The 22,597-nt window shown below is 70.6% G+C and carries 19 protein-coding genes; 14 read left to right on the top strand and 5 right to left on the bottom strand.

Features of this window, described 5'->3' with window-relative positions; translation table 11 throughout:
- Positions 1-18: 18 nt before the first annotated feature.
- Complete coding sequence (locus DNK54_RS16125; protein WP_239460144.1) at positions 19-525, top strand: PH domain-containing protein; 507 nt, start codon at positions 19-21, stop codon at positions 523-525.
- Entirely contained in the window at positions 522-2,096 is a 1,575-nt protein-coding gene (locus DNK54_RS16130) for a PH domain-containing protein (protein WP_110208024.1), read from the top strand. Before DNK54_RS16125 ends, DNK54_RS16130 begins: the two co-directional genes overlap by 4 nt.
- Positions 2,097-2,134: 38 nt before the next feature.
- Here DNK54_RS16130 and DNK54_RS16135 read toward each other — a convergent pair whose 3' ends face one another.
- Entirely contained in the window at positions 2,135-4,024 is a 1,890-nt protein-coding gene (locus DNK54_RS16135; RefSeq protein WP_110208025.1) for a CocE/NonD family hydrolase, read from the bottom strand.
- A 60-nt stretch (positions 4,025-4,084) separates the two neighbouring features.
- Here DNK54_RS16135 and DNK54_RS16140 point away from each other — a divergent pair, with 60 nt between their 5' ends.
- The 4 genes from DNK54_RS16140 (at position 4,085) to DNK54_RS16155 (ending at position 8,822) form a co-directional block, all read left to right on the top strand.
- A complete protein-coding gene (locus DNK54_RS16140; protein WP_110208026.1) occupies positions 4,085-4,876 on the top strand; it encodes an exodeoxyribonuclease III in 792 nt (263 codons plus the stop codon).
- 79 nt (positions 4,877-4,955) lie between these two features.
- Positions 4,956-6,035: a DNA recombination protein RmuC gene (locus DNK54_RS16145; RefSeq protein ID WP_110208027.1), complete on the top strand. Its 1,080-nt coding sequence runs from the start codon at positions 4,956-4,958 to the stop codon at positions 6,033-6,035.
- A gap of 31 nt (positions 6,036-6,066) precedes the next feature.
- Positions 6,067-6,477, top strand: coding sequence for a DUF6542 domain-containing protein (locus tag DNK54_RS16150; protein ID WP_110208028.1), 411 nt, complete (start codon positions 6,067-6,069; stop codon positions 6,475-6,477).
- 59 nt (positions 6,478-6,536) lie between these two features.
- Entirely contained in the window at positions 6,537-8,822 is a 2,286-nt protein-coding gene (locus tag DNK54_RS16155) for a bifunctional diguanylate cyclase/phosphodiesterase (protein ID WP_162602502.1), read from the top strand.
- Between the two features lie 40 nt (positions 8,823-8,862).
- On the opposite strand, the gene DNK54_RS16160 is transcribed toward DNK54_RS16155, so the two are convergent.
- Positions 8,863-9,486 carry an L-threonylcarbamoyladenylate synthase gene (locus DNK54_RS16160; protein ID WP_110208030.1) on the bottom strand — a complete coding sequence of 208 codons (624 nt, stop codon included), beginning with the start codon at positions 9,484-9,486 and terminating at the stop codon, positions 8,863-8,865.
- A gap of 107 nt (positions 9,487-9,593) precedes the next feature.
- Here DNK54_RS16160 and DNK54_RS16165 point away from each other — a divergent pair, with 107 nt between their 5' ends.
- From DNK54_RS16165 to DNK54_RS16175, 3 genes are read left to right on the top strand one after another with little or no spacing between them, the layout of a single operon-like run.
- Positions 9,594-11,567 (top strand): cellulose biosynthesis cyclic di-GMP-binding regulatory protein BcsB, encoded by a 1,974-nt coding sequence (locus DNK54_RS16165; RefSeq protein WP_162602503.1) that lies wholly within the window; start codon positions 9,594-9,596, stop codon positions 11,565-11,567.
- 10 nt (positions 11,568-11,577) lie between these two features.
- The gene (locus DNK54_RS16170; RefSeq protein WP_162602504.1) at positions 11,578-13,215 is read left to right on the top strand and encodes a hypothetical protein; all 1,638 of its coding nucleotides are present in this window, start codon (positions 11,578-11,580) and stop codon (positions 13,213-13,215) included.
- Complete coding sequence (locus DNK54_RS16175; protein ID WP_110208033.1) at positions 13,212-15,143, top strand: glycosyltransferase; 1,932 nt, start codon at positions 13,212-13,214, stop codon at positions 15,141-15,143. The genes DNK54_RS16170 and DNK54_RS16175 overlap by 4 nt, the downstream gene beginning before the upstream one ends.
- Here the strand turns inward: DNK54_RS16175 and DNK54_RS16180 are convergent, their stop codons facing one another.
- Positions 15,144-16,139 (bottom strand): 4-hydroxy-3-methylbut-2-enyl diphosphate reductase, encoded by a 996-nt coding sequence (locus tag DNK54_RS16180; protein WP_110208034.1) that lies wholly within the window; start codon positions 16,137-16,139, stop codon positions 15,144-15,146.
- 72 nt (positions 16,140-16,211) lie between these two features.
- Positions 16,212-17,441 carry a CapA family protein gene (locus tag DNK54_RS16185; RefSeq protein WP_110208035.1) on the bottom strand — a complete coding sequence of 410 codons (1,230 nt, stop codon included), beginning with the start codon at positions 17,439-17,441 and terminating at the stop codon, positions 16,212-16,214.
- An 83-nt stretch (positions 17,442-17,524) separates the two neighbouring features.
- Between DNK54_RS16185 and xseA the strand changes: the two genes are divergently transcribed.
- The gene (xseA, locus tag DNK54_RS16190; protein WP_110208036.1) at positions 17,525-18,787 is read left to right on the top strand and encodes an exodeoxyribonuclease VII large subunit; all 1,263 of its coding nucleotides are present in this window, start codon (positions 17,525-17,527) and stop codon (positions 18,785-18,787) included.
- Positions 18,780-18,983 carry an exodeoxyribonuclease VII small subunit gene (locus DNK54_RS16195; protein WP_110208037.1) on the top strand — a complete coding sequence of 68 codons (204 nt, stop codon included), beginning with the start codon at positions 18,780-18,782 and terminating at the stop codon, positions 18,981-18,983. Before xseA ends, DNK54_RS16195 begins: the two co-directional genes overlap by 8 nt.
- Positions 18,984-19,006: 23 nt before the next feature.
- Here the strand turns inward: DNK54_RS16195 and DNK54_RS16200 are convergent, their stop codons facing one another.
- A complete protein-coding gene (locus tag DNK54_RS16200; protein ID WP_162602505.1) occupies positions 19,007-19,573 on the bottom strand; it encodes a DUF4245 family protein in 567 nt (188 codons plus the stop codon).
- Between the two features lie 72 nt (positions 19,574-19,645).
- On the opposite strand from DNK54_RS16200, the gene glpX reads away from it, so the two are divergent.
- From glpX to DNK54_RS16215, 3 genes are all read left to right on the top strand, one after another.
- The gene (gene glpX / locus DNK54_RS16205; RefSeq protein WP_110208039.1) at positions 19,646-20,671 is read left to right on the top strand and encodes a class II fructose-bisphosphatase; all 1,026 of its coding nucleotides are present in this window, start codon (positions 19,646-19,648) and stop codon (positions 20,669-20,671) included.
- A 154-nt stretch (positions 20,672-20,825) separates the two neighbouring features.
- Positions 20,826-21,626, top strand: coding sequence for an esterase/lipase family protein (locus DNK54_RS16210; protein WP_110208040.1), 801 nt, complete (start codon positions 20,826-20,828; stop codon positions 21,624-21,626).
- A gap of 75 nt (positions 21,627-21,701) precedes the next feature.
- Complete coding sequence (locus tag DNK54_RS16215; protein ID WP_110208041.1) at positions 21,702-22,592, top strand: alpha/beta fold hydrolase; 891 nt, start codon at positions 21,702-21,704, stop codon at positions 22,590-22,592.
- The last annotated feature ends 5 nt before the right edge of the window (positions 22,593-22,597 follow it).

Genomic DNA, 22,597 nt, shown 5'->3' on the forward strand with positions numbered 1-22,597 from the left:
GCCTGCGAGGATGGGGCGGTGAGCACGCCCACCGATCTGCCCGTCCCCCTGCGCGACCCGGCCCACCAGGTCTCGCCCCGTGCCGTCGCCATGTGGCGGACCACCGAGCTCGCCACGCTGGTCGTCGAGACGGCGGTGATCGTCGTGCTCTACTTCGTGCTGCCGTCATGGCCGTGGTGGGCAAGCCTCATCGCCGGTCTGTCGGTGGTCGGCTCGGTGATCAGCCTGGCGGTGAGCCCGGGGCTGCGCTACCGCATCCATCGCTGGGAGGTCACCGACGAGGCGATCTGCACCCGCACCGGCTGGTTCACCACCGAGCTGCGGATCGCGCCCCTCAACCGGGTCCAGACGGTCGACTCCCACCAGGGGCCGGTGATGCGGCTCTTCGGGCTGGCCGAGGTCACCGTGACCACGGCGTCGGCCGCCGGGCCGGTCAGCATTCCCGGTCTCGACCTCGACGTGGCCCACGAGGTCGTCGCACGGCTGACCGCGATCACTGCCGCGTCGGAGAGCGACGCGACATGACACCGGAACCCTCCTGGGAGCGCCTCGACGCCCGGATGCTCCTGCTCGGACCGGTTCGCGCCATCGGCGGGTTCCTCGTACCCGCAGCCATCGCGACCGTCGGCATCGGCAGCACCGACGGCATGCGTGGCCTCATCATCGCGGCGATCACCCTGGTCATCTCGATCGTCGTCGGCGTGCTGCCCTGGCTCACCACGACCTATCGGATCACCAGCACCGCACTGGTGGTGCGCACCGGGGTGCTCAAGCGCCAGACCCTGACCGCCCCACTCGAGCGGATCCGCTCCGTCGACCTCGAGGCGACGCTGCTGCACCGGCTGCTGGCCCTGCGCAAGGTCCAGATCGGCACCGGCGTCGACGACGGCTCGATCACGCTGGACTCGCTCGGCGCTGAACCGGCCGAGGCGCTGCACCACCGGCTGCTGGCGATGCGGGCCGCTACGGGGCCGACGCGGCCTCCGCACGGTGCGCCGGGCGGGAACGACGAGTCCGGTGAACCCCGACCGAGCGGGGGCGGCGGGACCCGGCCGGACGGGACTCAGCCAGGCGAGAGCGCACCGGTCGACACTGTGCCCGAGGCGCAACCACCGGCTCCGGCACACGTGCTGGCCACCTTCGACCCGGGCTGGGCACGGTTCGCGCCGTTCAGCCTGCTGCCGCTCGCCCTGGCCGCCGCGGCCATCGGCGCGGTCAGCCAGCTCGACCTGCCGTTCGGCTCGACCGGCGAGGCGATCTGGGACTGGCTGATCGCGCTCTCCCTCGGCGCCTTGCTGCTGGTGGTGATCCTGGGAGGTCTGCTGGCGTGGTGCGCGACGACGATGGTCGGCTACCTCGTGCAGTGGTGGAACCTCCGGCTGGTCCGGCAGGGCGGCAACCTGCGGCTGACCCGCGGGCTCTTCACCACCACCTCCACCACCGTGGAGGAGGCACGGGTCCGAGGCGTCGAGATGACCGAGCCGGTACTTCTCCGCGCAGTGGGCGGAGCCCGCCTCAGCGCGTTGGTCACCGGCCTCGAAGACGGCACCTACGCGGTGCTTCCCCAGGTGCCGCGCGAGGTAGCGGTCGGCGTCGCTCAGGAGATCCTCGCCGGCGACCATCCGCCGGAGCGGGGCGCCACCGCGGCCCTGGACCTCGACCTGCACCCCCACGGCTCCTCGGCCCGCCGTCGGGCGCTGATCCGCGGCGTACGGGCGTGGGGCGGGCTGGCCACCGTCGCAGTGGTCGGGCTCTGGATCGCCGATTGGCTCTCGCCGCTGTGGGGCGGCGTCGCGCTCGTCGCAGCGGTCGCCTGGGGTCTCTTCGTCGGCGACCAGTCCTACCGGCACCTCGGCCATCGCCTGACGGAGCGGCACCTCGTGGTGGGCGCCGCCTCGCTGACCCGCGCGCGATCGGTCCTGGAGCGCGACGGGATCATCGGCTGGGTCATCGCCGCGAACTGGTTCCAGCGGAGGCTGGGGCTGACCACCCTCACCGCGACGACCGCCGCAGGCTCGGAGTCCGTCGTGCTCGTCGACCTACCCCGGGCCGAGGCAGAAGCCCTGGTCCGCGAGACGACGCCGGTCTGGGTCTGAGGGGCGCACGTGCGCCCCTCAAGACACCACACCGTGCGTCAGCGGTCGACGGTGAGGTTCAGTGTGCTCCCCGGCTGCACCCGGTAGAGGCCGCCCAGCAGCTCCAGCAGCTTCATCGGCGGCGGCAGCAGGTGCGGGGTGTCACCGGTCTTCACCTTCAAGCGGAGCCGGTGACCGGCCGGGATGGTGACGAACGACGGCCGGATCTCGATGTCGTAGCGGGTGCTCTGCCCGACCGGCACCTTCTGCGCCGAGGCCTTGGTGAGCGGGTGGTACGGCATGATCCAGTCGTTGCCCGCGGCCCAGCTACGCACCGGGTCGACCGCCCGTAGCGAGCCGAGCTGCGCGCCGCCGGTGAGCAACCGCTGCGTGCCATCGGGAGCGACGTCGTACACCTCGGTGACGAACATCGTCTCCGGCCTGTTGGAAGTCGCGTTCAGGGTCAGCGAGAGCGGCCCGGAGAGCCGCATCGGCTGGGCGAGTGGGGCAGTGTCCCAGGTCGCATCGCCCGGCTGGAGCGCATCCAGCAGGCCCTGCAGCGCCGGCTGCCCGTGACAGAACTCCACGAACGCCCGCAATGCACCCGCCGCCCACTGGTTGACTGCCTGCGAGCAGGCCAAGGAGAGACCCTTGAACCAGATGCTCTGGTTGGCGCCGGCTACGGCCGCCGGAGTCAGCTTCTTGCCCGGGGCGAGATGCAGACGCTCGACCTGCGCCTCCTCCGACGGGTACGACGCCACGCGGTAGCTGCTGTCGCCCTCCAGCACCTCGAACGGCTTGTCGGTGTCGGTGATGCCGGTGTCGACGCCCTTCAGGTAGTGGTCGAACCAGGCGAGCTTGATCCGGTCGAGGTCGATGCCCTCTCCCTGGTTGCCGTGGTCCCAGGGCCCCCACAGCAGCTGGTAGTCGCTGGTCACCTGCTGGTCGGGCAGCATCGGGGCGGTGACGGAGCGGCCCGCCCAAGCGTTCTGCAGACCGCTGTAGAGCAGCGGCTCCCCGCGCTGGAAGACGTCGTACTGGCCACCGACGATGTAGGCGGCAACGCCGTTGTCGACGACCTTCTGCAGCACCCGCTGCGGGGCCCGCTCCTGCCAGTACTCCGAGTCATAGACGCGGCCCTGCTGCAGCAGCACGTTGAGGCCGGTGGTGAGCTCGAACGGGATGCCGGCCAGCCCGTGCTGGAACGCCAGCCGCAGCGCGTCGAAGGGGTTGCTCATCCGCTCCCCCAGCGGGGTGAGGGTGCGCAGCCCGAAGTAGCCGGCGATCAGCCCGAGGGACGACTCCATGTTGACCACGCCGCCGCTGACGAACAGGTCGCGGTAGGGGTCGGCCGCGGTGAAGACCGGGAAGATCGCCTTGAGCGGCGAGTTCGGTCCCACCTCGGAGGCTGTGAAGACCTGGTCGATGCCCAGGTAGGAGAAGCCGGTCGCACCCACCTTGCCGGTGCTGTGCGGCAGCTGTGCGGCGAAGTCGACCAGCTCGGCACCGTCCTCGGCCTCGACCTGCCCGAAGAGCTGCGACTGCCCCTCGGACCCGCCGGTGCCGGCCACGTCGACGGTGAGGAAGATGTAGCCGCGCCTGACCATGTAGTCGTTGACCTGGCCGTCGAACGACTTCCCGTACGGCGTCTGCACCAGGATCACCGGGAACGGTCCCGGCGCCGCCTTCCCGGTCGCCGGGTCGGCGGGCGCATGGATCGCTGCGCGCAGTACCCGGCCGTCACGCATCGTGATCGGCACGTCCTTGGTGACCACGATCCCGTACGTCGCGGGGCCCGGCTCCCACCCAGGCGCCAGGGCCGGCACCGCAGCCACCCGGCGTACGCCCGGGGCCGCGGAAGCGGCGGAGAGCCCCGGCAGCAGCACCGCCAGGAGCGCGAACAGTGCCGTCAGCGCGACGACTCGGAGAGTGGGACGCGTGTTCAACATAGTGTTGCAACGAACCGGTGTGACGGGGGTTACTCCTCGGTCACACGTAGGGTGTCGGCCGTGCGTATCGCGACGTGGAACGTCAACTCCCTGCGGAGCCGGATCGACCGTGTCGAGGCGTTGCTGCAGCGGCATGAGATCGACGTGCTGGCCCTGCAGGAGACCAAGGCACGGGAGGAGCAGCTGCCGCTGATGGGGCTGCAATCGCTCGGCTACGAGACAGTCGCGGCCGGCTACAACCAGTGGAACGGCGTCGCGTTGATCAGCAGGGTCGGCATCGACGACGTGCAGGTCGGGTTCCCCGAGATGCCCGGCTTCGGCGAGCCGCTGGCCGCGGAGGCCCGCGCGCTGGGCGCCGTCTGCGGGGGCGTCCGGATCTGGTCGCTGTATGTGCCCAACGGGCGCAAGATCGGCGACCCGCACTATCTCTACAAGCTGGACTGGCTGGCCCGGCTCCGGGCCGCCGCCGGCCAGTGGGTGGGCGAGGACGCCGCGCTGGTCGGCGACTGGAACATCGCCCCCACCGACGAGGACGTCTTCGACATCGCCCAGTTCGCCACCTCGACCCACGTCACCGAGCCGGAACGCGCCGCCTTCCGCGCCTTCCTCGACGAGGGCTACGTCGACGTCGCCCGTCCGCACACCCCGCACCCCGACGGGTTCACCTACTTCGACTACTACCGCCAGCGCTTCGAGCGCAACCGCGGCATGCGCATCGACTTCGTGCTCGGCTCGCCCTCGCTGGCCAAGCGCGTCACCGGGGCCTTCATCGACCGCGAAGAGCGCGATCCCGCCCGCTTCGAGGGCAAGCCCAGCGACCACGCCCCGCTGATCGTCGACCTCGCTGACTAGGCCCCCGCTCGCTGTCATGCGCCGGATTTGTGGTCGCTCCGCCAGGCGCTGTGTCGGGGGGTTGCGTCATGGTGGCCCCATGGAGATCGCACTGTTGCTGCTCGGGCTGGCGCTCGGCATCGGCGTTGGTACGGCGTTGGGCTGGCTGGCCGCGTCGCTGCGGGCGGGGCGGGCGCCGAGTGGCGACGTCGCGGCCGTGACGGAGGCGCTGGCCGACAAGGTAGGCCGGGACGCCGACGTCCACGCCGGCCTGCGCCAACTTCAGGAGCAGCTCACGTCGCTGGAGCGCGAACGTGCCCACTGGCAGGGGCAGATCCGCCAGCAGGTCGAGGAGGTTCGGCTGAGCGCCACCGACCTGCGCCGCGAGACCACCGCGCTGGGCACCGCCCTACGCCGTCCACAGGTCAGGGGCCGGTGGGGCGAGCTCCAGCTGCGCCGGGCGGTCGAGCTCGCCGGGATGCTGGAGCACTGCGACTTCACCGAGCAGCAGAGCCTCACCACCGCTGACGGCATCGTGCGGCCCGACCTCGTGGTGCACCTGGCCGGCGGCCGCCACGTGGTGGTCGACAGCAAGGTGCCGCTCGACGCCTTCCTCGACGTCACCGAGGCTGGGGAGCCGGAGGAGTCTCGCCACCACCTGGGCAGGCATGCGGCACAGGTGCGGCAGCACGTGGACGCCCTCTCCGCCAAGAGGTACTGGCGTGCGGTCGACCTCTCCCCCGATTTCGTCGTGCTCTACCTCCCTGGCGAGGGCCTGCTCTCCGCCGCCTTGGAGGCAGATCGGTCGCTGCTGGAGCATGCGGCGGGCCGCAACGTCGTGCTGGCCACGCCGACCACGTTGATCGCGCTGCTCAAGACGGTCGCGCTGGGTTGGTCGCAGGCGCAGGTCGCCGAGCGCGCCCGCGAGATCCACGAGCTCGGCCGCGACCTGCATGCCCGACTCGGCGTGATGGGTGGGCATCTCGACAAGCTCGGTCGCAGTCTGCGCGGCTCCGTCGAGGCGTTCAACGCCACCGTCGGCTCGCTCGAGGGCCGTGTGCTGGTCACCGCTCGCAACCTGGAGGAGCTCGGCGCCGGAGAGAGCGCCCTGGAGGCGCCGGCGCGGGTGATCGTCGAGCCACGATCGCTGACCGCACGCGAACTCCGCGAGACCGGCTGACCAGCGGTCCGCCGCGCCGTAGATTGACCCCGTGGCCCGTGCACGCACGCTCTGGGAGGAAGGCGACGAACCCGCTCGGTCCGTCGCCCTGCTCGGCGTCGCCGTCACCGTCACGCTGCTGCTCCTCGACCTGCTGGTGACGCGAGGGGTCGGTCTCCTCTTCGACTGCGGTTTCGTGCTGCTGTGCGTCGGCTTGGCGCTGCGCGTCCGCCCGCCGGATTTCCTCACGATCGCGGGGCTGCCGCCGACCCTGATGGTGGGTACCTTCTGGGCCCATGCCGTCATCGGCCCCGAGGAGAGCACGATCCAAGCCCTGGTCCGCACCCTGAGCGAGCACGTCGGTGCCCTGGTGATCGGCTACACCCTCTTCCTCAGTTGCCTGTTGCTCCGGCACGAGTTCGTTCGGCGGCGGCGCGGCCCCCACCACCCGGCGGCCCGATGATGGGCCGGCTCGGCTCGCGCCGTCGCACGGCACCCCCCCGGCTGGCACCGATCGCCCCGGTGCCGACGCTGCCGGAGCGACGCCGCTGGGTGCTCGCGTACGACGGGGTGCTCTTCGTCATCGCGCTCGTCATCGTGGCTCTCGAGGCACTGGAATGGCGCGACAACCTTCCCGACTTCCGGCCGGTCTCCATCGTGGCGCTGGCGGCACTGCCGCTGCTGATCCGCAACTCCATCCCGGTCTCCACCGGCACCTACTCCGCCACGGTCGCCCTCGCTCCGGCCGTGCTCTACTCCGCCGCCTTCGACGGAGGCAGCCACATCTTCCCGCTCTGGGCGCTGATCGTCTTCTGCTCCTACAGCTTGCTGCGCGGCCGGCCGTCGGTTCGCAATCCGCGCGTGGCGATCCAGATCCTGGCCGGTGCCGCGCTGATGGAGGTCGCCACCGCCACGCGCCTCGGCTTCCACCCCTATGACCGCGTCCTGACCGGGATCGCGGCGTACCTCGCCGTCCTCGCGGCTCTGGAGTTCCCGCGCCACTGGATCCGCACGAACCAGTCCCGACTCCGGGTGCTGGAGCCCCTCAACCTGGCGGCCGCGGTGATCGCGCTCCTGCTCTCCTCCACCAGCGTGGCCGTGCTGCGACGCATGCAGGCAGAGGGACAGGGCTTCGGGGTCCTCAACACCCCGGAGGGACAGGCCCCGGGCACCGTTCCGGTGCTGGGCATCACCCTGATCGCCGCCTGCGTGCTCCTGGCCAAGGTCGAACGGCAACTGCTGATCACCGCCACCCTCTCCGATGCCGCGGTCGCGATGCCGTGGCCGGGCGACCAGATCGACGAGCTCCTGAAGGAGACGAGCCGCCGCGGCCTCCGGGCGCGCACGGCCGAGATCCGCGCCGAGCCCGACGGCAGGCAGAGCCTCAGCCTGGAACTCCGCGACGGCCGTTTCCTGGTGCTCACCCGCGGCCGGGGCGACCTCGGTTTCCAACGCTCCGAGGAGAAGTTGGCGCGTGCCCTGGTCGCCATGGCCGAGGGGTCTCGGGCTCAGGCCACCCACGAGCAGGTGCTGATCCAGGCAGCCAACACCGACGCGCTCAGCGGCCTGTGGACCCACCCGTTCTTCAACACCTGCCTGTCGACCGCACTGGCCGAGCGCGCGCCGACCGAGAACATCGCTGTGCTCTTCATCGACCTCGACGACTTCAAGTTCGTCAACGAGAGCCTGGGCCACCTGGTCGCCGACGACGTGATCCGCACCCTGGGCGAACGCCTGCTCTCCGGGCTGCCGGTCGACTCCTTCCCGAGCCGCTTCGGCGGCGACGAGTTCGTCCTGCTCTTCCGACATGTCCACGGCGCCAGCCACCTCGAGTCCTTGAAGCACCAGGTCACCGCCCTGGTCGGCGAGCACATCACTGTCGAGGGCGAGGTGCTCCAGATGAGCTGCACCATCGGAGCGGCGCTCTCCTCTCCCAGTCGCAACAGCGCCTCGGGTCTGCTCCAAGACGCCGAACTCGAGATGCGCAGTCTCAAGGCGGCTCGACGCGCTATTCCCCGTCCCCGCTGGGCTCCGGAGGTAGCGCTGCTGCGCGACCTCGTCGACGAGGGCGACATCGGAGTGGCCTACCAGCCGCTGATCGATCTGCGCACCAACAGCCTCTACGGCTACGAGGCGCTGGTGCGCGCCCACCACCCCGCCTTCGGGCCGCTCTCTCCCCTCCAGACGATCGGTTCCGCGATCCGCCTGGGCATCCTCGACGAGGTCACCGAGATCATCGCGGAGCAGGCATTCGTCGCCGTCGACCGCGTCGCTCAGCGGATCGGCCGGGAGCTCACCCTCTCGATCAACATCGAGTACCAGCAGCTGCGCGACGGCAATCCCCTGCTGGACTGGGTCTGCGAACGCAAGGAGAGCCACGGCTTCCCCGTCGTCCTGGAGCTCTCCGAACGCAAGATCGGTGCCTGGCACTCGGTCCACGAGCACGTGGCTCGGAACCTCCGCGACTGCGGCGTCGAGCTCGCCCTGGACGACTTCGGGGCCGGCAACGCGACGTTCAACGTCGTCTCCGAGTGGGACTGGGGCTGGGTCAAGATCGACCGAGCGTTCCTCAGCAGCATGGGCGAGCGTGGGCTCACCATGCTTCCGCACGTGGTGCGGATGCTCCACGAGCTCGGCACCACCGCCGTGCTGGAGGGGATCGAGACCCGCGAGCAGCTCGGCTTCGCGCGGGAGCTGAGCATCCCCTTGGCGCAGGGGCATCGCCTGGGAACGCCGCAGTCGGCAGAGGAGATCCTGACCGACCAGACCGTGCACGGCCTCGACGTGACCGACCTGCTCTCCGACTGACGGACGCCGTCCCGGACGCCCCGGGCGACGGCGTACGGCGTCACTCCAGGAAGCGCTCCGGGTCGCCTGCGCCGAGACGCAGGACCTCGGGCACCTTCTCCGACAGGTCGACGACCGTCGTCGGGGTGGCCGGGCACTCGCCGGCCTCCACCACGATGTCGACCTGGTGGTCGAGCTCCTCCTTGATCTCCCAGCCGAGGGTGCGCGGCTCCTGCTCGCCGGGAAGGATCAGGGTGCTGGTCAGCATCGGCTCGCCCAGCTCGGCCAGGATCGCCTGGACGAGCGGACGCTCGGGGATGCGCACGCCGACGGTCTTCTTCTTGGCGTGCATCAACCGGCGGGGCACCTCGCGCGTGGCCGGAAGGATGAAGGTGTAGGGCCCCGGCGTGCACGCCTTGATCGCCCGGAACGAGGAGTTGTCGACGTGCACGAACTGGCCGAGCTGGCCGAAGTCCCGGCACATCAGGGTGAAGTGGTGCTTCTCGTCCAGGTCCCGGATCCGCAGGATCCTGTCGCGCCCATCGCGGTTGCCGAGCTGCGCGCCCAGCGCATAGCCCGAGTCGGTCGGATAGGCGATGAGCTGATCGTCGCGCAGCGCCTCCACCAGTTGAGCGACCAACCGGGGCTGCGGGTTGTCGGGGTGGATGTCGAGGAAGCGCGCCATGGTGCCCAAGGGTAGTCGCGACCTACCTCTAGGGTGAGAGCGTCCTGACGGCGGCGATGTCCTGGGGAGTGACAGTGGCCCATCAACCGAACCCTCACCGCAGCGGTGTGCGCCGCCGCAGCGCCATGCTCCTTGCGGGCCTGCTCCTGCTCGCCACCGCGGGCGCCGCGACCGGCCATGCCGCTCCCGGTGACGCACCGGACGGATCACGGCCGACGAGCACGGTGCCCGTCACCGGCACGCTCAGCTCGTACGCCGACAGCACAGGCACCCTGCTCGTCCCGGTGCCCGAAGGGCTCACCCCTCGGCGGCTCCGGGGCCAGCTGACGGTCAGCGGCCCGCAGAGCGGCGACGTGACCATCTCGGTCGGCGGACGCACCCTTCTCCGAGGCCCGGTGGGCGACACCCGGCCGGTGGCGCTGCGCGTCGGCCCCCGAGACGTCGACGGCGACGGCAACCTCCCCGTCACGCTGACGCACCACACCGAGAACCCAGGACGCACGGCCTGCATCACGGTGGAGCCGACCCGCGTCACCCTGGACGAGCTGACCCTCGTCGCCTCGGGCCAGGAGACCACCCCGCGCACGGTAGGCGAGTTCCTCCCCGCGGCCAGCGCCGGAGTCGACGTCGTGGTGGCTGCGGACGCGTCCGACGACCTCCTGCAGGCGGCCCTCAACGCGGTGGCGGCCGTCGCCTCGCGCTACGGCACCGAGACCCCCGTCGAGCTGGTGACCACCCCCCAGGCGGAGGGCCCAGGGGCACGGGCGATCGAGTTCCGCGCCGGCGACTCCCCGGTCACCACCACGATCGACAGCGGCTCCGGCGTCCCCACCCTCGTGATCACCGGCTCCGGTGACGACCTGACCGGGGCCGCACGGGCGCTCGCCTCTCCCGCGCTCCCCCTCGCCGACGACGCCACGACCGAAGGTCTGTCGGTCACCACAGCTGAGGAGAGCGACCGCGGCCTGCGCCAGCAGCTGAGCACGGTCGCCCGCCAGGAGACGATCGTGCTCAGCGGCTACGGCACCTCGACCGCCTACGTCGGGGTGCGCCAAGACATGTTCGGCGGACCGATCGACAAGCTCGACCTGCACCTGACCGGCACCCACACCGCGGTGCCCGACGGCGCGCGGGTCCAGCTGGATCTGCTCTTCAACGGTCGCCTGGTCGCCTCGACCCGGCTCGGCGACGACAGTGACTTCACCCTCGACGCGACGGTCGAGAGCGATCACCTCCGCGCCGAGAACGGCTTGGAGCTGCGGTTCAGTGGGAGCCCGGCCGGAGGCGAGTGCGTCACCTTCGGTCAGCACCTCCCGCTCGAGGTGCATGTCGACACCAGCGCCTCCACCCTCATCGGCCACCGCGGCAACGGCTCGGTCACCGGCTTCGCCCGCTTCCCGCAGGTTCTCGGCGGCGATCTCCCGGTCGCCCTGCGCGGCACAGACGGCGCCCGCACCGGCCTCGCTGCCGACGCGGCACGGATCGTCTCCGCACTGCAGCGGGCCGCTGACCGCCCGCTCGAGCTCGAGCTGGTCGATGCCGACGCCTTCCTGAGCAGCGACCGCTCCGGGTTGCTGGTGGGCGCGACCCATGAGGACTCGACCGCCCTCAAAGCACCGCTCCGGCTCAGCGGCATGCGCCTGATGGACTACGTCGACGCAGCCTTCGAGGTCGGCACGGACCGGCCGTTCGCCGCTCTCGAGGCGTTCGGCAACGACGGGCGCGACGTACTGATGCTGGGCGCCTGGCAGCCCGACGGCACCGACGCGAGCCCTCTGCTCCGCCGAGCCACCGCAGCCCTCGTCTCCGCATCGTGGGGGACGCTCAGCGACGACGTCCTCGTCGCGACCGAGACCAGCGACCCCTTCACGCTCAGCAGCAATGCCGTGGTGCCGCAGCAGGAACGCGTCGACGAGCGACGCAGTCAGGCCTGGTGGTTCCTCGGGGGTCTCGGCGTGCTGCTGCTCCTGGTCGGGGTGAACGTCGTGATCGGCCGCCGGCGCAAGGAGCAGGTGCGGCGCCTGGTCGATGCACAGGAACGTGTCGACGCGCAGGAGCGCACCGGCACCACCGACGAGTGACGGAGCCATCGTGAGCCTCTGGCGGCGGGCATGGCAGGGCTTCGGCGCCCCGCCGCGCGGCCGTCGTGTCGCCGGGACCGTCTGGGTCTTCGGCCTCGGGGCGGCGGCTGGCGCCGCCGCCTCGGTCTGGACCGTGCACACCGGCTCCAACTTGGACTACGGCGACGCGATGGCGCACCTGACCATCTCGCGACGCATCCTCGACAGCATGAACCCGGGCCTGCAGCAGCTCGGCACGGTATGGCTGCCCCTGCCCCATCTGCTGTTGCTGCCGTTCGTGATGAACCTGTGGCTCTTCAAGACCGGGGTCGCCGCCTGCATCGTCGGCTCGCTCTGCCTCGGCACGGCGGCCGCCAGCCTGCACCGCATCATGGCGCGCATCGGCATCGACGGGCTCGGCCGCCTGGTCGGACTGGCGATCCTGCTCACCAACCTGAGCCTGCTCTACGCCTGCACCACGGCACTCACCGAGCCGGTGCTGATCGCCACGCTCACCACCTGCGTCGCGGGGCTGGCCGGTTGGGCCACGAGTGAGCGACGACTCAGCGGCGGCGAGCTCGCGGTCTTCGCCGGCATCCCGGCGGGGATGGGCGTGCTGACCCGTTACGAGGCGTGGGCGCTCGTGGTGAGCGGCACCATATTCGTCGCCTTCGTGTGCGTACGCCGCGGCGAGACGCTCCGGCGTACGGCGGCCTACTGCGCGAGCTTCCTGGCGGTGCCGGCCACCGCGATCGGCTGGTGGCTCGCCTACAACACCGCCTGGTACGGCAACCCGGTCGAGTTCCTGACCGGCGACTACTCGGCGGCGGCGTTCACCGAGGTCTTCATCGAGCAGGGCCAGCTGACCACCAAGGGCAACCTCGGCCTCTCGTTCCAGGTGCTCTCCTGGGCGATCCTCGAGACCTCCGGCGTGGTGCCGTTGCTGCTGGCCGGCGCCGGCCTGGTGGTGCTGACGATCCAACGCGGGATCGACGACCGGGCGCTGGTGGTCTGGCTGCTCGGCACCTCGACCGCCTTCCTGCTCTTCAGCCTGACCACCGGTCAGCACATCATGGTCAACGATCGGTCGCTGCCGACCGGTGCCTACAACAATCGCTACGTGCTCTCCGCAGTGCCTTGGGTCGCGGTGCTGGCCGCCTACCTGGTCGGTCAGTGGCGGGCGGCGGCCGCAGCGCGGACGGTCGCCACCGTGCTCATCGGTGCCGGGCTGGCGTGGCAGGTGGTCTGGTGGGGCGATGCTCCGGAAGAGCGGATGACGGTGATCCAGGAAGGGCGGGAGGTGGCCCGCGCCGCCGCCGAGACCCGCGATCTGGCGCGCTGGCTCGGCGAGCACTACGACGGAGGGCGGATCCTGCTCGACGAGAGCGCAGGCAACGAGTTCGCCTTCCAGCCCCTGGTCGGCGTGCCGCTCTCGGACTACTACAACCGCTCCAGCGGCGACCACTTCGACGAAGCCCTGGCCGATCCGTTCGGCCATGTGCGCTGGGTGGTCATGCACCGCGCCCAGCTGGTCTCCTCGAGCACGAAGTCGTCGGTCGACCTGGTGACCGAGGCTCTCTCCGACGATCCACAGTTCCACGCCCGCTACGAGCTCGTGCACACCGCCGGTAACGTCGGGATCTACCGGCGGATCGGAGGTGACACGTGACCGCGACCTCGTCCCCCCTGCCGATCGGCCAGGCGCTGCTTCGCGCTGGCCTGATCGACGAGGCACAGCTCGACGCGGCCCTGACCCGGCAGCGCACCGAAGGCGGTCCGCTCGGTCATCAGCTGCTGCTGGCCGGCGCCCTGACCCGCTTGCAGCTCTACGACGCGCTGGCCACGGCCTGGGAGGCGCCACGGATCGACCTGATCGCCGAGCCGCCCGACGGCCTCCTGCTCCGCACGGTGCCCTATCACGTCTCGCTGCGCGACGGCTGGGTCGCACACCACCGGGGCAGCGACGGGCTGGTGGTGGCCACGGCCACTCCCCCGGGCGAGGCGCTGTCTGCCGCGGTCGAGGAGTATTTCCCCGGCGAGTCCCCGCGCTATCGCACCACCACCGACTGGGACATCTGGCAGGCCGTCGAGAAGGCCCATCGCGACGACCTGCTCTTCGAGTCGCAGGACCGGCTCGCCGAGGACTCCCCCCTGCACTCGGCGAAGTCGGGTCTGACGAGCTGGCAGCTCCGGATCCCGCTGCTGATCGGCGCTGTGGTCCTGGTGGGCCTGCTGCTCTCGACCATCCTGTCGTTCGCGATCGTGATCACCGTCGCCAACATCGTCTTCCTGACCAGCATCCTCTTCAAGACGGTCGCCGCCTGTCGCGCACCGCTGCGGCGACGCCGGATCCTGCGTCAGACCCTGGCCGAGATGCAGGAGCGTGTACGGCGCGGCCTGCCGCCGGTCCGCGACTCCGGTCGTCCGGAGTCCGACCTGCCGATCTACACGATCCTGATGCCGGTCTACCGGGAGGCCAACATCGTCGAGAAGCTGATCACCAACATCGGCTCCCTCGACTACCCGAAGAGCAAGCTCGACGTGCTGCTGCTGATGGAGGCCGACGACCACGAGACCATCGAGGTGGCCAAGTCGATGCGCCCGCCGGAATACATCCGTCTGGTCGTCGTACCACCGGGTCACCCGCAGACGAAGCCGCGGGCCTGCAACTACGGCCTCGCCTTCGCACGCGGCGAGTACGTCGTCATCTACGACGCCGAGGACCGGCCGGAGAGTCTGCAACTGCGCAAGTCGGTGGAGGCGTTCGAGCGCGACGAGTTCGAACGCACCCAACTGGGCGCCACCCAGCATCCACTGGCCTGCGTGCAGGCGTCGCTGCACTACTTCAACGCCGACTACAACGTCCTGACCCGGATGTTCGCGGTCGAGTATGCGCACTGGTTCGAGGCGATGCTGCCGGGAATGGACGACTCCGGCATCCCCCTGCCGCTGGGCGGCACCTCCAACCACTTCCACACCGACCGGCTGCGGGAGCTCGGCGCCTGGGACCCGTTCAACGTGACCGAGGACGCCGATCTGGGCCTGCGCGCCTCCGTGCTCGGCTACCGGGTCACGGTGATCGACTCCACCACCGGGGAGGAGGCCTGCTCGCAGACCGCGGCCTGGATCCGCCAGCGCACCCGCTGGATCAAGGGCTACATGGTGACGGCGGCGGTCAACACCCGGCACCCGCTGCAGTTCGCCCGCGACGTGCGGCTGCCCGGCGTCATCGGCATGCTCGGGCTGATCATGGCCACGCCGCTGGCGTTCCTCGTCTACCCGATCTGCCTCGGCTTCACCGCGCTCACCTATGTCGGCGTGCGGTTCATCGGCCTCGAGCTGCCCGGCTGGGTGGTCGCGACCAGCGTGGTCACCATGGTCTTCGGCAACCTGCTCATGATCCTCTCCGCGATGGTCGCCACCACCTGGCGCTACAACTGGCGGATCGGGATCTTCGCGGTCTTCTCACCCATCTACTGGGTGCTGCACAGCATCGCTGCCTGGCGGGCGCTCTTCCAGGTGATCCGCGACCCGCACCGGTGGGAGAAGACGCCCCATGGGCTCACTGAGGACTACGAGTCCGAGGCGCACCTCTGATCAGGAGCCTGCAGCAGCCTTCTCTGCTGCCCGGATGTCGCGCCGGAGCTCCGGCGGCAGTGCGAAGATCAGCGACTCCTCGGCCGAGTGCACCGCTCGCGCGTCGGGATACCCGCGCTCGGCGAGGAAGCCCAGCACGCCCTGCACCAGGTCCTCGGGCACCGATGCTCCCGAGGTGACGCTGACCGTCTGCACTCCGTCGAGCCAGGCCTCCTCGATCTCCCCGGCGTCGTCGACCCGGTAGGCCGCCTTGGCGCCGGCCTCGAGCGCGACCTCCGCCAACCGCACGGAGTTGGAGGAGTTGGCCGAGCCGACGACGATGACGAGGTCGGCCTCGGGGCTGATCTCCTTGATCGCCATCTGCCGGTTCTGGGTGGCGTAGCAGATGTCGTCGCTCGGCGGATCGAGCAGCGCCGGGAAGCGCTCGCGGATCGCGGCGACGGTCGCCATCGTTTCGTCGACCGACAGCGTGGTCTGGGAGAGCCAGGCGACGCGGTTGGGGTCGCGTACGACGATGCCGGCGACGTCCTCGGGCCCCTGCACCAGCTGGATGTGCTCCGGCGCCTCGCCGGCGGTGCCCTCGACCTCCTCGTGGCCCTCGTGGCCGATCAGCAGGATGTCGTAGTCCTCGGCGGCGAACCGCTTCGCCTCGTGGTGCACCTTGGTCACCAGCGGGCAGGTGGCGTCGATCGTCTTCAGGTCCCGCTCCGCCGCCTCCGCATGCACCGCCGGCGAGACACCGTGGGCGGAGAAGACGACCGTCTGCCCGGTCGGCACCTCGTCGAGCTCCTCCACGAAGATCGCACCGCGCGACTCCAGATTGGCGACGACGTGCTTGTTGTGCACGATCTGCTTGCGCACGTAGACCGGGGCGCCGTAGAGGTCCAGTGCCTTCTCGACGGTGATCACCGCTCGGTCCACTCCGGCACAGTAGCCACGGGGCGCGGCAAGCAACACCGCCTGCTCGGCCTCCTCCGGACTCAGCACGGCCGGCATCGCGAGATCAACCTGGTCGCCACTCATGCCCCGGAGTCTATCGGCGCCCCGGGTGCCGACCCAGTCGAGTCGTCAGCGCTCGTGGAGCGACGCCGTACGACCGGCTGCGTGGACGGCTGCCCGGGTCCGTTCCAGCGCCTTCTGCAACCGGTAGCGGTCCCCCCGTCCGGCGGCGAGGGCCGGCACCACGCGCTGCACCCGCAACGGCGCTGCCGGCCAGCTCCCCCACACCAGCGGGTGGTAGCTCGCGTCGCTGACGGCGAACCGGCCGGGCGACTTCTCGGTGAAGGTGAAGTCAGCGAGGATCCCCTCGTAGGTGCGCGGCATCGACGGGTCCTGCTGAGCGATCATGTTGCCCATCCCGTAGACGACCCAGACACCGTTGACCCTGGTGATCGGCTGCACCACGTGGGCGTGCGAGCCGAGCACCAGGTCGACCTCGCCGCTGGCGGTGAGCTCCTCCACGATCCGTATCTGGTCGGCGTTGGGGCTGGGGTCGTACTCGTTGCCTCCGTGCAGATGCACGACCACCAGCTCGGCGCCCGCGGACCGCGCGGCCCGCACCTGGGCAAGCAGGTTGGCCGGGTCCCATGAGTTCACCGACCACTCGCGGCCCTGCGGCAGGGGAATCCCGTTGGTGGAGTAGGTGCCCGCGACCAGGCCGATCCGTACGCCGTCCGCCGTGGTGAGCAGCACCGGTCGATCACGCTCGGCACGGGTACGGAAGGTGCCGACGTGCGCGACACCGGCGCGCTCCAGCAGGTCGGCGGTCTCGACCAGGCCGGCGTACCCCTGGTCGATGCTGTGGTTCGACGCCGTGACACAGGCGTCGAAGCCGACCTGGGCGATCCACCGCGCGATCTGCGGCGGCGCCGCGAACAGCGGGAAGTTCTGCCACGGCTCTCCCGGCCCGGCGAACGGCACCTCCTCCTGACAGATGGCCAGGTCGGCACCGGCGATGGTCTCCGCGACGTCAGCGAAGACCGGGGCGAGGTCGATCCCGCCGATGCCCTTGCCCGTACGCCGATGCTCGGCCTGGCCCGCCTGCCAGACGGTGTTGTGCCACAGCAGGTCGCCGCCCATCACCACTCTGGCCGAGCGCGGCGTCCAGGTCTCCCCTCGTGGACCTGGCGCCCGCCCGGCGCCGTTGGTCGGCGTGAGTGCGCCGTCCGTGACCGTCGTGTCGTCCTCCGCCGGCCACGTGTCGTCGGGAGCGCGGTCGACCAGCCACCAGGCCAGGGGAACGACCAACGCGATCAACCCGGCAACGACGAGCCGGCGGAGGGGCGCACTTCGGATCACATAGACATGGACGCCCGAGGCCGGGTTTCGGTTGCGTCTCGCCGACAATCTCTGCGTCGGGGGCCGGCAGTAGGGTCTGCGGCATGTCTTCTCTGCGCGACGCCACCGCCGAGGCACCTGCCCCGGTGCGCGCTGTCGCGCAGGCGCTGTCGGGCTACATCGACCGGCTTGGCACCGTCTGGGTCGAGGGCCAGGTCGCCCAGGTGAGCCGCAGGCCGGGCCTCCAGACGGTCTTCATGACGCTGCGCGACACGATCGCCGACCTCTCACTCTCGGTCACCTGTCCCCGGCACGTCTTCGACAGCCTCAACCCGCCGTTGGTCGAAGGCGCCAGCGTGGTGGTGCATGCCAAGCCGAGCTTCTACGCGGTGCGCGGCACGCTGTCGCTGCAGGCACGCGAGATCCGGATGGTCGGCCTGGGCGAGCTGCTGGCTCGGCTCGAACGACGTCGGCAGCTGCTAGCCGCCGAGGGGCTCTTCGCCGCCGAGCTGAAGCGACCGTTGCCGTTCCTGCCCCAGACCATCGGCCTGGTCACCGCCCCCGGCTCGGATGCCGAGCGCGATGTACTCGAGAACGCCCGGCGCCGCTGGCCGGCCGTGCGGTTCCGGATCGCCGCGGCACGGATGCAGGGCACCCAGAGCGCACGGGAGGTGATCGAGGCGCTGGCCGTCCTCGAGCGCGATCCGGAGGTCGACGTGGTGGTGGTCGCCCGCGGCGGCGGCTCGGTCGAGGATCTGCTCCCCTTCTCCGACGAGGCGGTGATCCGCGCCGTCCACGGCATGCGCACCCCGGTCGTCTCGGCGATCGGCCATGAGGCCGACCAGCCGCTGCTCGACCTGGTGGCCGACCTGCGGGCGTCGACGCCGACCGACGCTGCGCGCCGGGTTGTGCCCGATCTTGCCGAGGAGTCCCACCGCCTGGAGGTGGCCCGCACCCGGCTGCGTCAGGCGATGCGTAGCTGGCTGGCGCGGGAACAGGAGACGCTGGCGATGCTGCGATCGCGCCCTGCGATGGCAGACCCTCGCTACCTGCTCGACGCCCGCTCCGAGGAGGTCGCCCAGCTCCGCGAGCGGGCACGGCGTAGCCTGCGCCACCGTCTCGACCGAGCCGGCGACGACGTCCATCACGCCGCAGCGCGCGTCTCCGCCCTCTCCCCGCTGGCCACCTTGCGGCGCGGCTACTCGGTCCTGCAGGACGACGCCGGCCACGTCGTGACCTCCGTGGCGGCCGTTCCGGCGGGGGCGACCGTGTCGGTCCGCGTAGCCGACGGCCGCGTCGCTGCCACCGTCGACGACGTCACCGCCCTGACCCCGCTCGTCCCCGACTCCGAGGTGAACGATGACTGATCAGATCCCCAGCTACGAAGAGGCCCGTGAGGAGCTGGTTGCCGTGGTCTCCCGCCTCGAAGCCGGCGGCACCACCCTGGAGGAGTCACTGGCCCTCTGGGAGAGGGGTGAGCTGCTCGCGCGCACCTGCCAGACCTGGCTGGACGGCGCCCGGGAGCGGCTCGATGCCGCCGTCGCCGACTCCGAAGACGACTGACGCTCCCGCGACAACGCGTGGGATCAGTCGGCTCCGGCAAGCAGCTTGGTCGTCAGACTCTGGGCATAGGCCCGCACCTGCTCCTCCGGCGCCCGGCTGAAGACCATGAGGTTCTCTTCGCCCAGCTTGGTGACCAGCACGTAGTCGCCGTCGGAAGCGTCCCGATAGACCTCCCACTCGGGCCCGAGGTCCCCCTCGAGCGAGACGGTGCCGTCCTTCTCTGCCTGCCGGTCGTCGTTGACGTAGACCCGGAGCATCTCGGCCACCGAGCGCGGCTCCTGGCGCAGGCCGACGGCGTACTCGTCGTCGGAGGTGAGCAGGTCGAGCGACCAGCCGTTGGAGCTGCGTCCCACGCCGACCGAACGCCACCCCTCGGGGATCGTCGGCGGATAGGCGATGGCGATGTCACCGCCGTCCTGGAGAGCTTGGACGACCGGCAGGTACTCGACCGTCTCGCGCTTCACGTCGAGGTCGTCGCGGACCAGCGCACGGAAGAGCACGAACGCCACGATCACCCCGATCGTGACGATCATGGCACCGATCATGCCGCTGAAGCTGCGCTCGTATCTGCCGCCGCGTTCCTGACTCACCTGCCCGATTCTCCCCGATCACCCCCGAAGGCGGGACGGCCGGGTCGATCGCATGCCGATAGGATTCGTCGCATGCCACAGAGCCGCCGCCCAGCCGAGTTCCGCGTCGACCCCGAGTCCCCGGACCGCAACCTCGCCCTCGAGCTGGTGCGCGTCACCGAGGCGGCCGCCATGGCCGCCGGCCGCTGGGTGGGTCGCGGAGAGAAGAACGAGGCCGACGGCGTCGCGGTGAACGCGATGCGCGTGATGATCTCCAGCATCGGCATGAACGGCACCGTCGTGATCGGCGAGGGTGAGAAGGACCACGCCCCGATGCTCTACAACGGCGAGCGGGTCGGCGACGGCTCCGGCCCCGAGTGCGATGTCGCGGTGGACCCGATCGACGGCACCACGCTCACCGCCAAGGGCATGGCCAACGCCATCTCGGTGCTGGCGGTGGCGCCCCGCGGCACCATGTATGACCCCTCCGCGGTCTTCTACATGGAGAAGCTGGTGACCGGCCCCGAGGCGGCCGACGTGGTCGACATCCGGCTGCCCGTCAGCGAGAACATCCGCAAGGTGGCCAAGGCCAAGGGTTCCGGCCCGGAGGACGTCACCGTCGTGCTCCTCGACCGCCCGCGGCACCAGCAACTCGTGCAGGAGATCCGCGAGACCGGGGCTCGGATCAAGTTCATCACCGACGGTGACGTCGCCGGCGCCATCATGGCGGCCCGCCCTGACACCGGCGTCGACCTGCTGCTGGGCGTCGGTGGCACCCCCGAGGGCATCATCGCGGCCTGTGCGATGAAGTGCATCGGCGGCAAGATCCAGGGGCGGCTGTGGCCCACCGACGACGATGAGCGCCAGAAGGCCATCGACGCCGGGCACGACCTGGAGAAGGTGCTGCAGACCGACGACCTGGTCACCGGCGACGACTGCTTCTTCGTGGCGACCGGCATCACCGACGGTGAGCTCATGAAGGGCGTGCGCTACCGGTCCGGGGGCGCGAGCACCCACTCCCTGGTCATGCGCTCGCGCAGCGGCACGATCCGCAACATCATCAGCGAGCACAAGATCGCCAAGCTGCGCGCCTACTCGGCGATCGACTTCAGCGGCTGAGCGGGTGGGCCCCGCGCCGTTGTGACGCGGGGTTGCGGTCGCTCCCCACGTGCGGTGACGCGACAGTCCGACCGCAGCACCGCACAGGACAAGGGCGATGAATCAGCAGAAGTGAGCCTTTCGCCCCACTGGCGGAACCTCCTACTGTGTGTCCATGGCCACACACGACCGGTCCGCACTCGCCGACTTCCTCTCGCCCGCGGGCTACGTACAGCCGCGGATGTGGGATCTCACCAAGGAGTGGACGCTGATCCCCGAGGCAGGGCGGGCGGTCGCACGGGCCGTGACCGGCGGACCGGGCCGCGCGGAGGGAGCGGACCAGCCGGTCCTGCTGGTGCCTGGCTTCCTTGCCGGCGACTACAGTCTGCGGCTGCTGTCGGCCACTCTGCGTCGGCATGGCTACCGGACCTACTCGGCTCGCGTGACCAGTAACGCCGGCTGCCTGCTGACCACCGCGGCGATGCTGGAGCAACGGCTCGAGCAGATCGCCGAGAGCCGCGACAGCAGGGTGCGCATCGTGGGCCACAGCCTCGGTGGGATGCTGGCGCGAGGCCTCGCCGTACGCCGCCCCGACCTGGTCTCCGGGATCGTCACCATGGGCAGCCCGATGATGGCCCCGGGCCGATCGCACCCACTGCTCCTGGGCGCCGCGGAACTGCTGATGCAGCTCAGCCGGTTGGGGATCCCCGGCCTGATGTCGGAGTCGTGCCTCTCCGGTGACTGCGCGGTGCAGGCGTGGGAGGAGTCTCGCTCACCGGTGCCGATGGGCGTCGACTTCGCCTGTCTCTACTCGTACGGCGACGGGCTGGTGCATGCCCGGACCTGCATCGATCCCACCGCACTTCCGGTCGAGGTGACAGCCAGCCACATCGGTATGGCGATCGACCCGCGAGTGGCTGACACCGTGCTCTCCGTGCTCCGCCACCAGGCGGCACCGGTGGCGCGGTCGGCATAGGCACCCGGGCGAGAACTCGCTCACGTGGGCCCCGCAACGTGGCGCACGTGCACAGGGTCGAGGTTTGATGGGGGCATGACGATCACCTCCGACGAACTGCGGGCGCCTGTCGCCGACGGGATCGAGCTCGCCTACCAGACCTTCGGCGACCCGAGTGCTGAGCCGCTCCTGCTGGTGATGGGTCTGGGCGGACCGATGAACTGGTGGGACTCGGGCTTCTGCGAGCAGCTGGTCGAGCGTGGGTTCTATGTCATCCGCTACGACAACCGCGACACCGGCCGTTCCGCGCACGGCGCCGGCCGGATCGGTCGCGCCGACCTGATCCGGGCGTTCCTCGGGCGACCTGCGGAAGCGCCGTACGGCCTGGGCGAGCTCGCCGCCGACGGGTTCGCCCTGCTCGATCACCTCGGCATCGACTCCGCGCACCTGGCGGGGATCTCGATGGGCGGCATGATCGTGCAGACGATGACACTCGCGCGCCCGGAACGGGTGCGCTCGCTCACCTCGATCATGTCGACCACCGGACGGCGTCGGGTCGGCTACCAGCACCCGACGCTGCTGCCGAAGCTCATCGGCAAGCGCGCCAGCGATCTGGACGGCTACGTCGAGAGCTCCGTGATGTGGGGTGGCGTGATCGGCTCCCCGGCCTACCCGGAGGCCGAGGAGAAGGCACGGGCACGCGCCGTCGAGACGTGGCAGCGCGGCCTCAACCCGGCGGGCGTCCTGCGGCACATGATGGCGGTGCTCACCCAGCCCGACCGGACCCCGGCGTTGAGCGCCGTCGACGTGCCGACCCTCGTCATCCACGGCACTGCCGACAAGATGGTGCACGTCTCCGGCGGACGCGCCACCGCGGCTGCCGTGCCCGAGGCCGACCTGCTGCTCGTCGAGGGCATGGGCCACGACCTGCCGGTCGAGCTCTGGCCCATGATCACCCGCGCCATCCGGCGCAACGCCGACCGCTGACGTCG

The sequence above is a fragment of the Nocardioides daejeonensis genome (assembly GCF_003194585.1).
Classification (GTDB): domain Bacteria; phylum Actinomycetota; class Actinomycetes; order Propionibacteriales; family Nocardioidaceae; genus Nocardioides; species Nocardioides daejeonensis.

Excerpts from the sequence above, each read along its gene's own strand:
- DNK54_RS16130 (WP_110208024.1), top strand. The coding sequence starts at position 522 with ATGACACCGGAACCCTCCTGGGAGCGCCTCGACGCCCGGATGCTCCTG.
- DNK54_RS16135 (WP_110208025.1), bottom strand. The coding sequence starts at position 4,024 with ATGTTGAACACGCGTCCCACTCTCCGAGTCGTCGCGCTGACGGCACTG.
- glpX (WP_110208039.1), top strand. The coding sequence starts at position 19,646 with ATGCCACAGAGCCGCCGCCCAGCCGAGTTCCGCGTCGACCCCGAGTCC.
- DNK54_RS16145 (WP_110208027.1), top strand. The coding sequence starts at position 4,956 with ATGGAGATCGCACTGTTGCTGCTCGGGCTGGCGCTCGGCATCGGCGTT.
- DNK54_RS16180 (WP_110208034.1), bottom strand. The coding sequence starts at position 16,139 with ATGCCGGCCGTGCTGAGTCCGGAGGAGGCCGAGCAGGCGGTGTTGCTT.
- xseA (WP_110208036.1), top strand. The coding sequence starts at position 17,525 with ATGTCTTCTCTGCGCGACGCCACCGCCGAGGCACCTGCCCCGGTGCGC.
- DNK54_RS16160 (WP_110208030.1), bottom strand. The coding sequence starts at position 9,486 with ATGGCGCGCTTCCTCGACATCCACCCCGACAACCCGCAGCCCCGGTTG.
- DNK54_RS16195 (WP_110208037.1), top strand. The coding sequence starts at position 18,780 with ATGACTGATCAGATCCCCAGCTACGAAGAGGCCCGTGAGGAGCTGGTT.
- DNK54_RS16210 (WP_110208040.1), top strand. The coding sequence starts at position 20,826 with ATGGCCACACACGACCGGTCCGCACTCGCCGACTTCCTCTCGCCCGCG.
- DNK54_RS16215 (WP_110208041.1), top strand. The coding sequence starts at position 21,702 with ATGACGATCACCTCCGACGAACTGCGGGCGCCTGTCGCCGACGGGATC.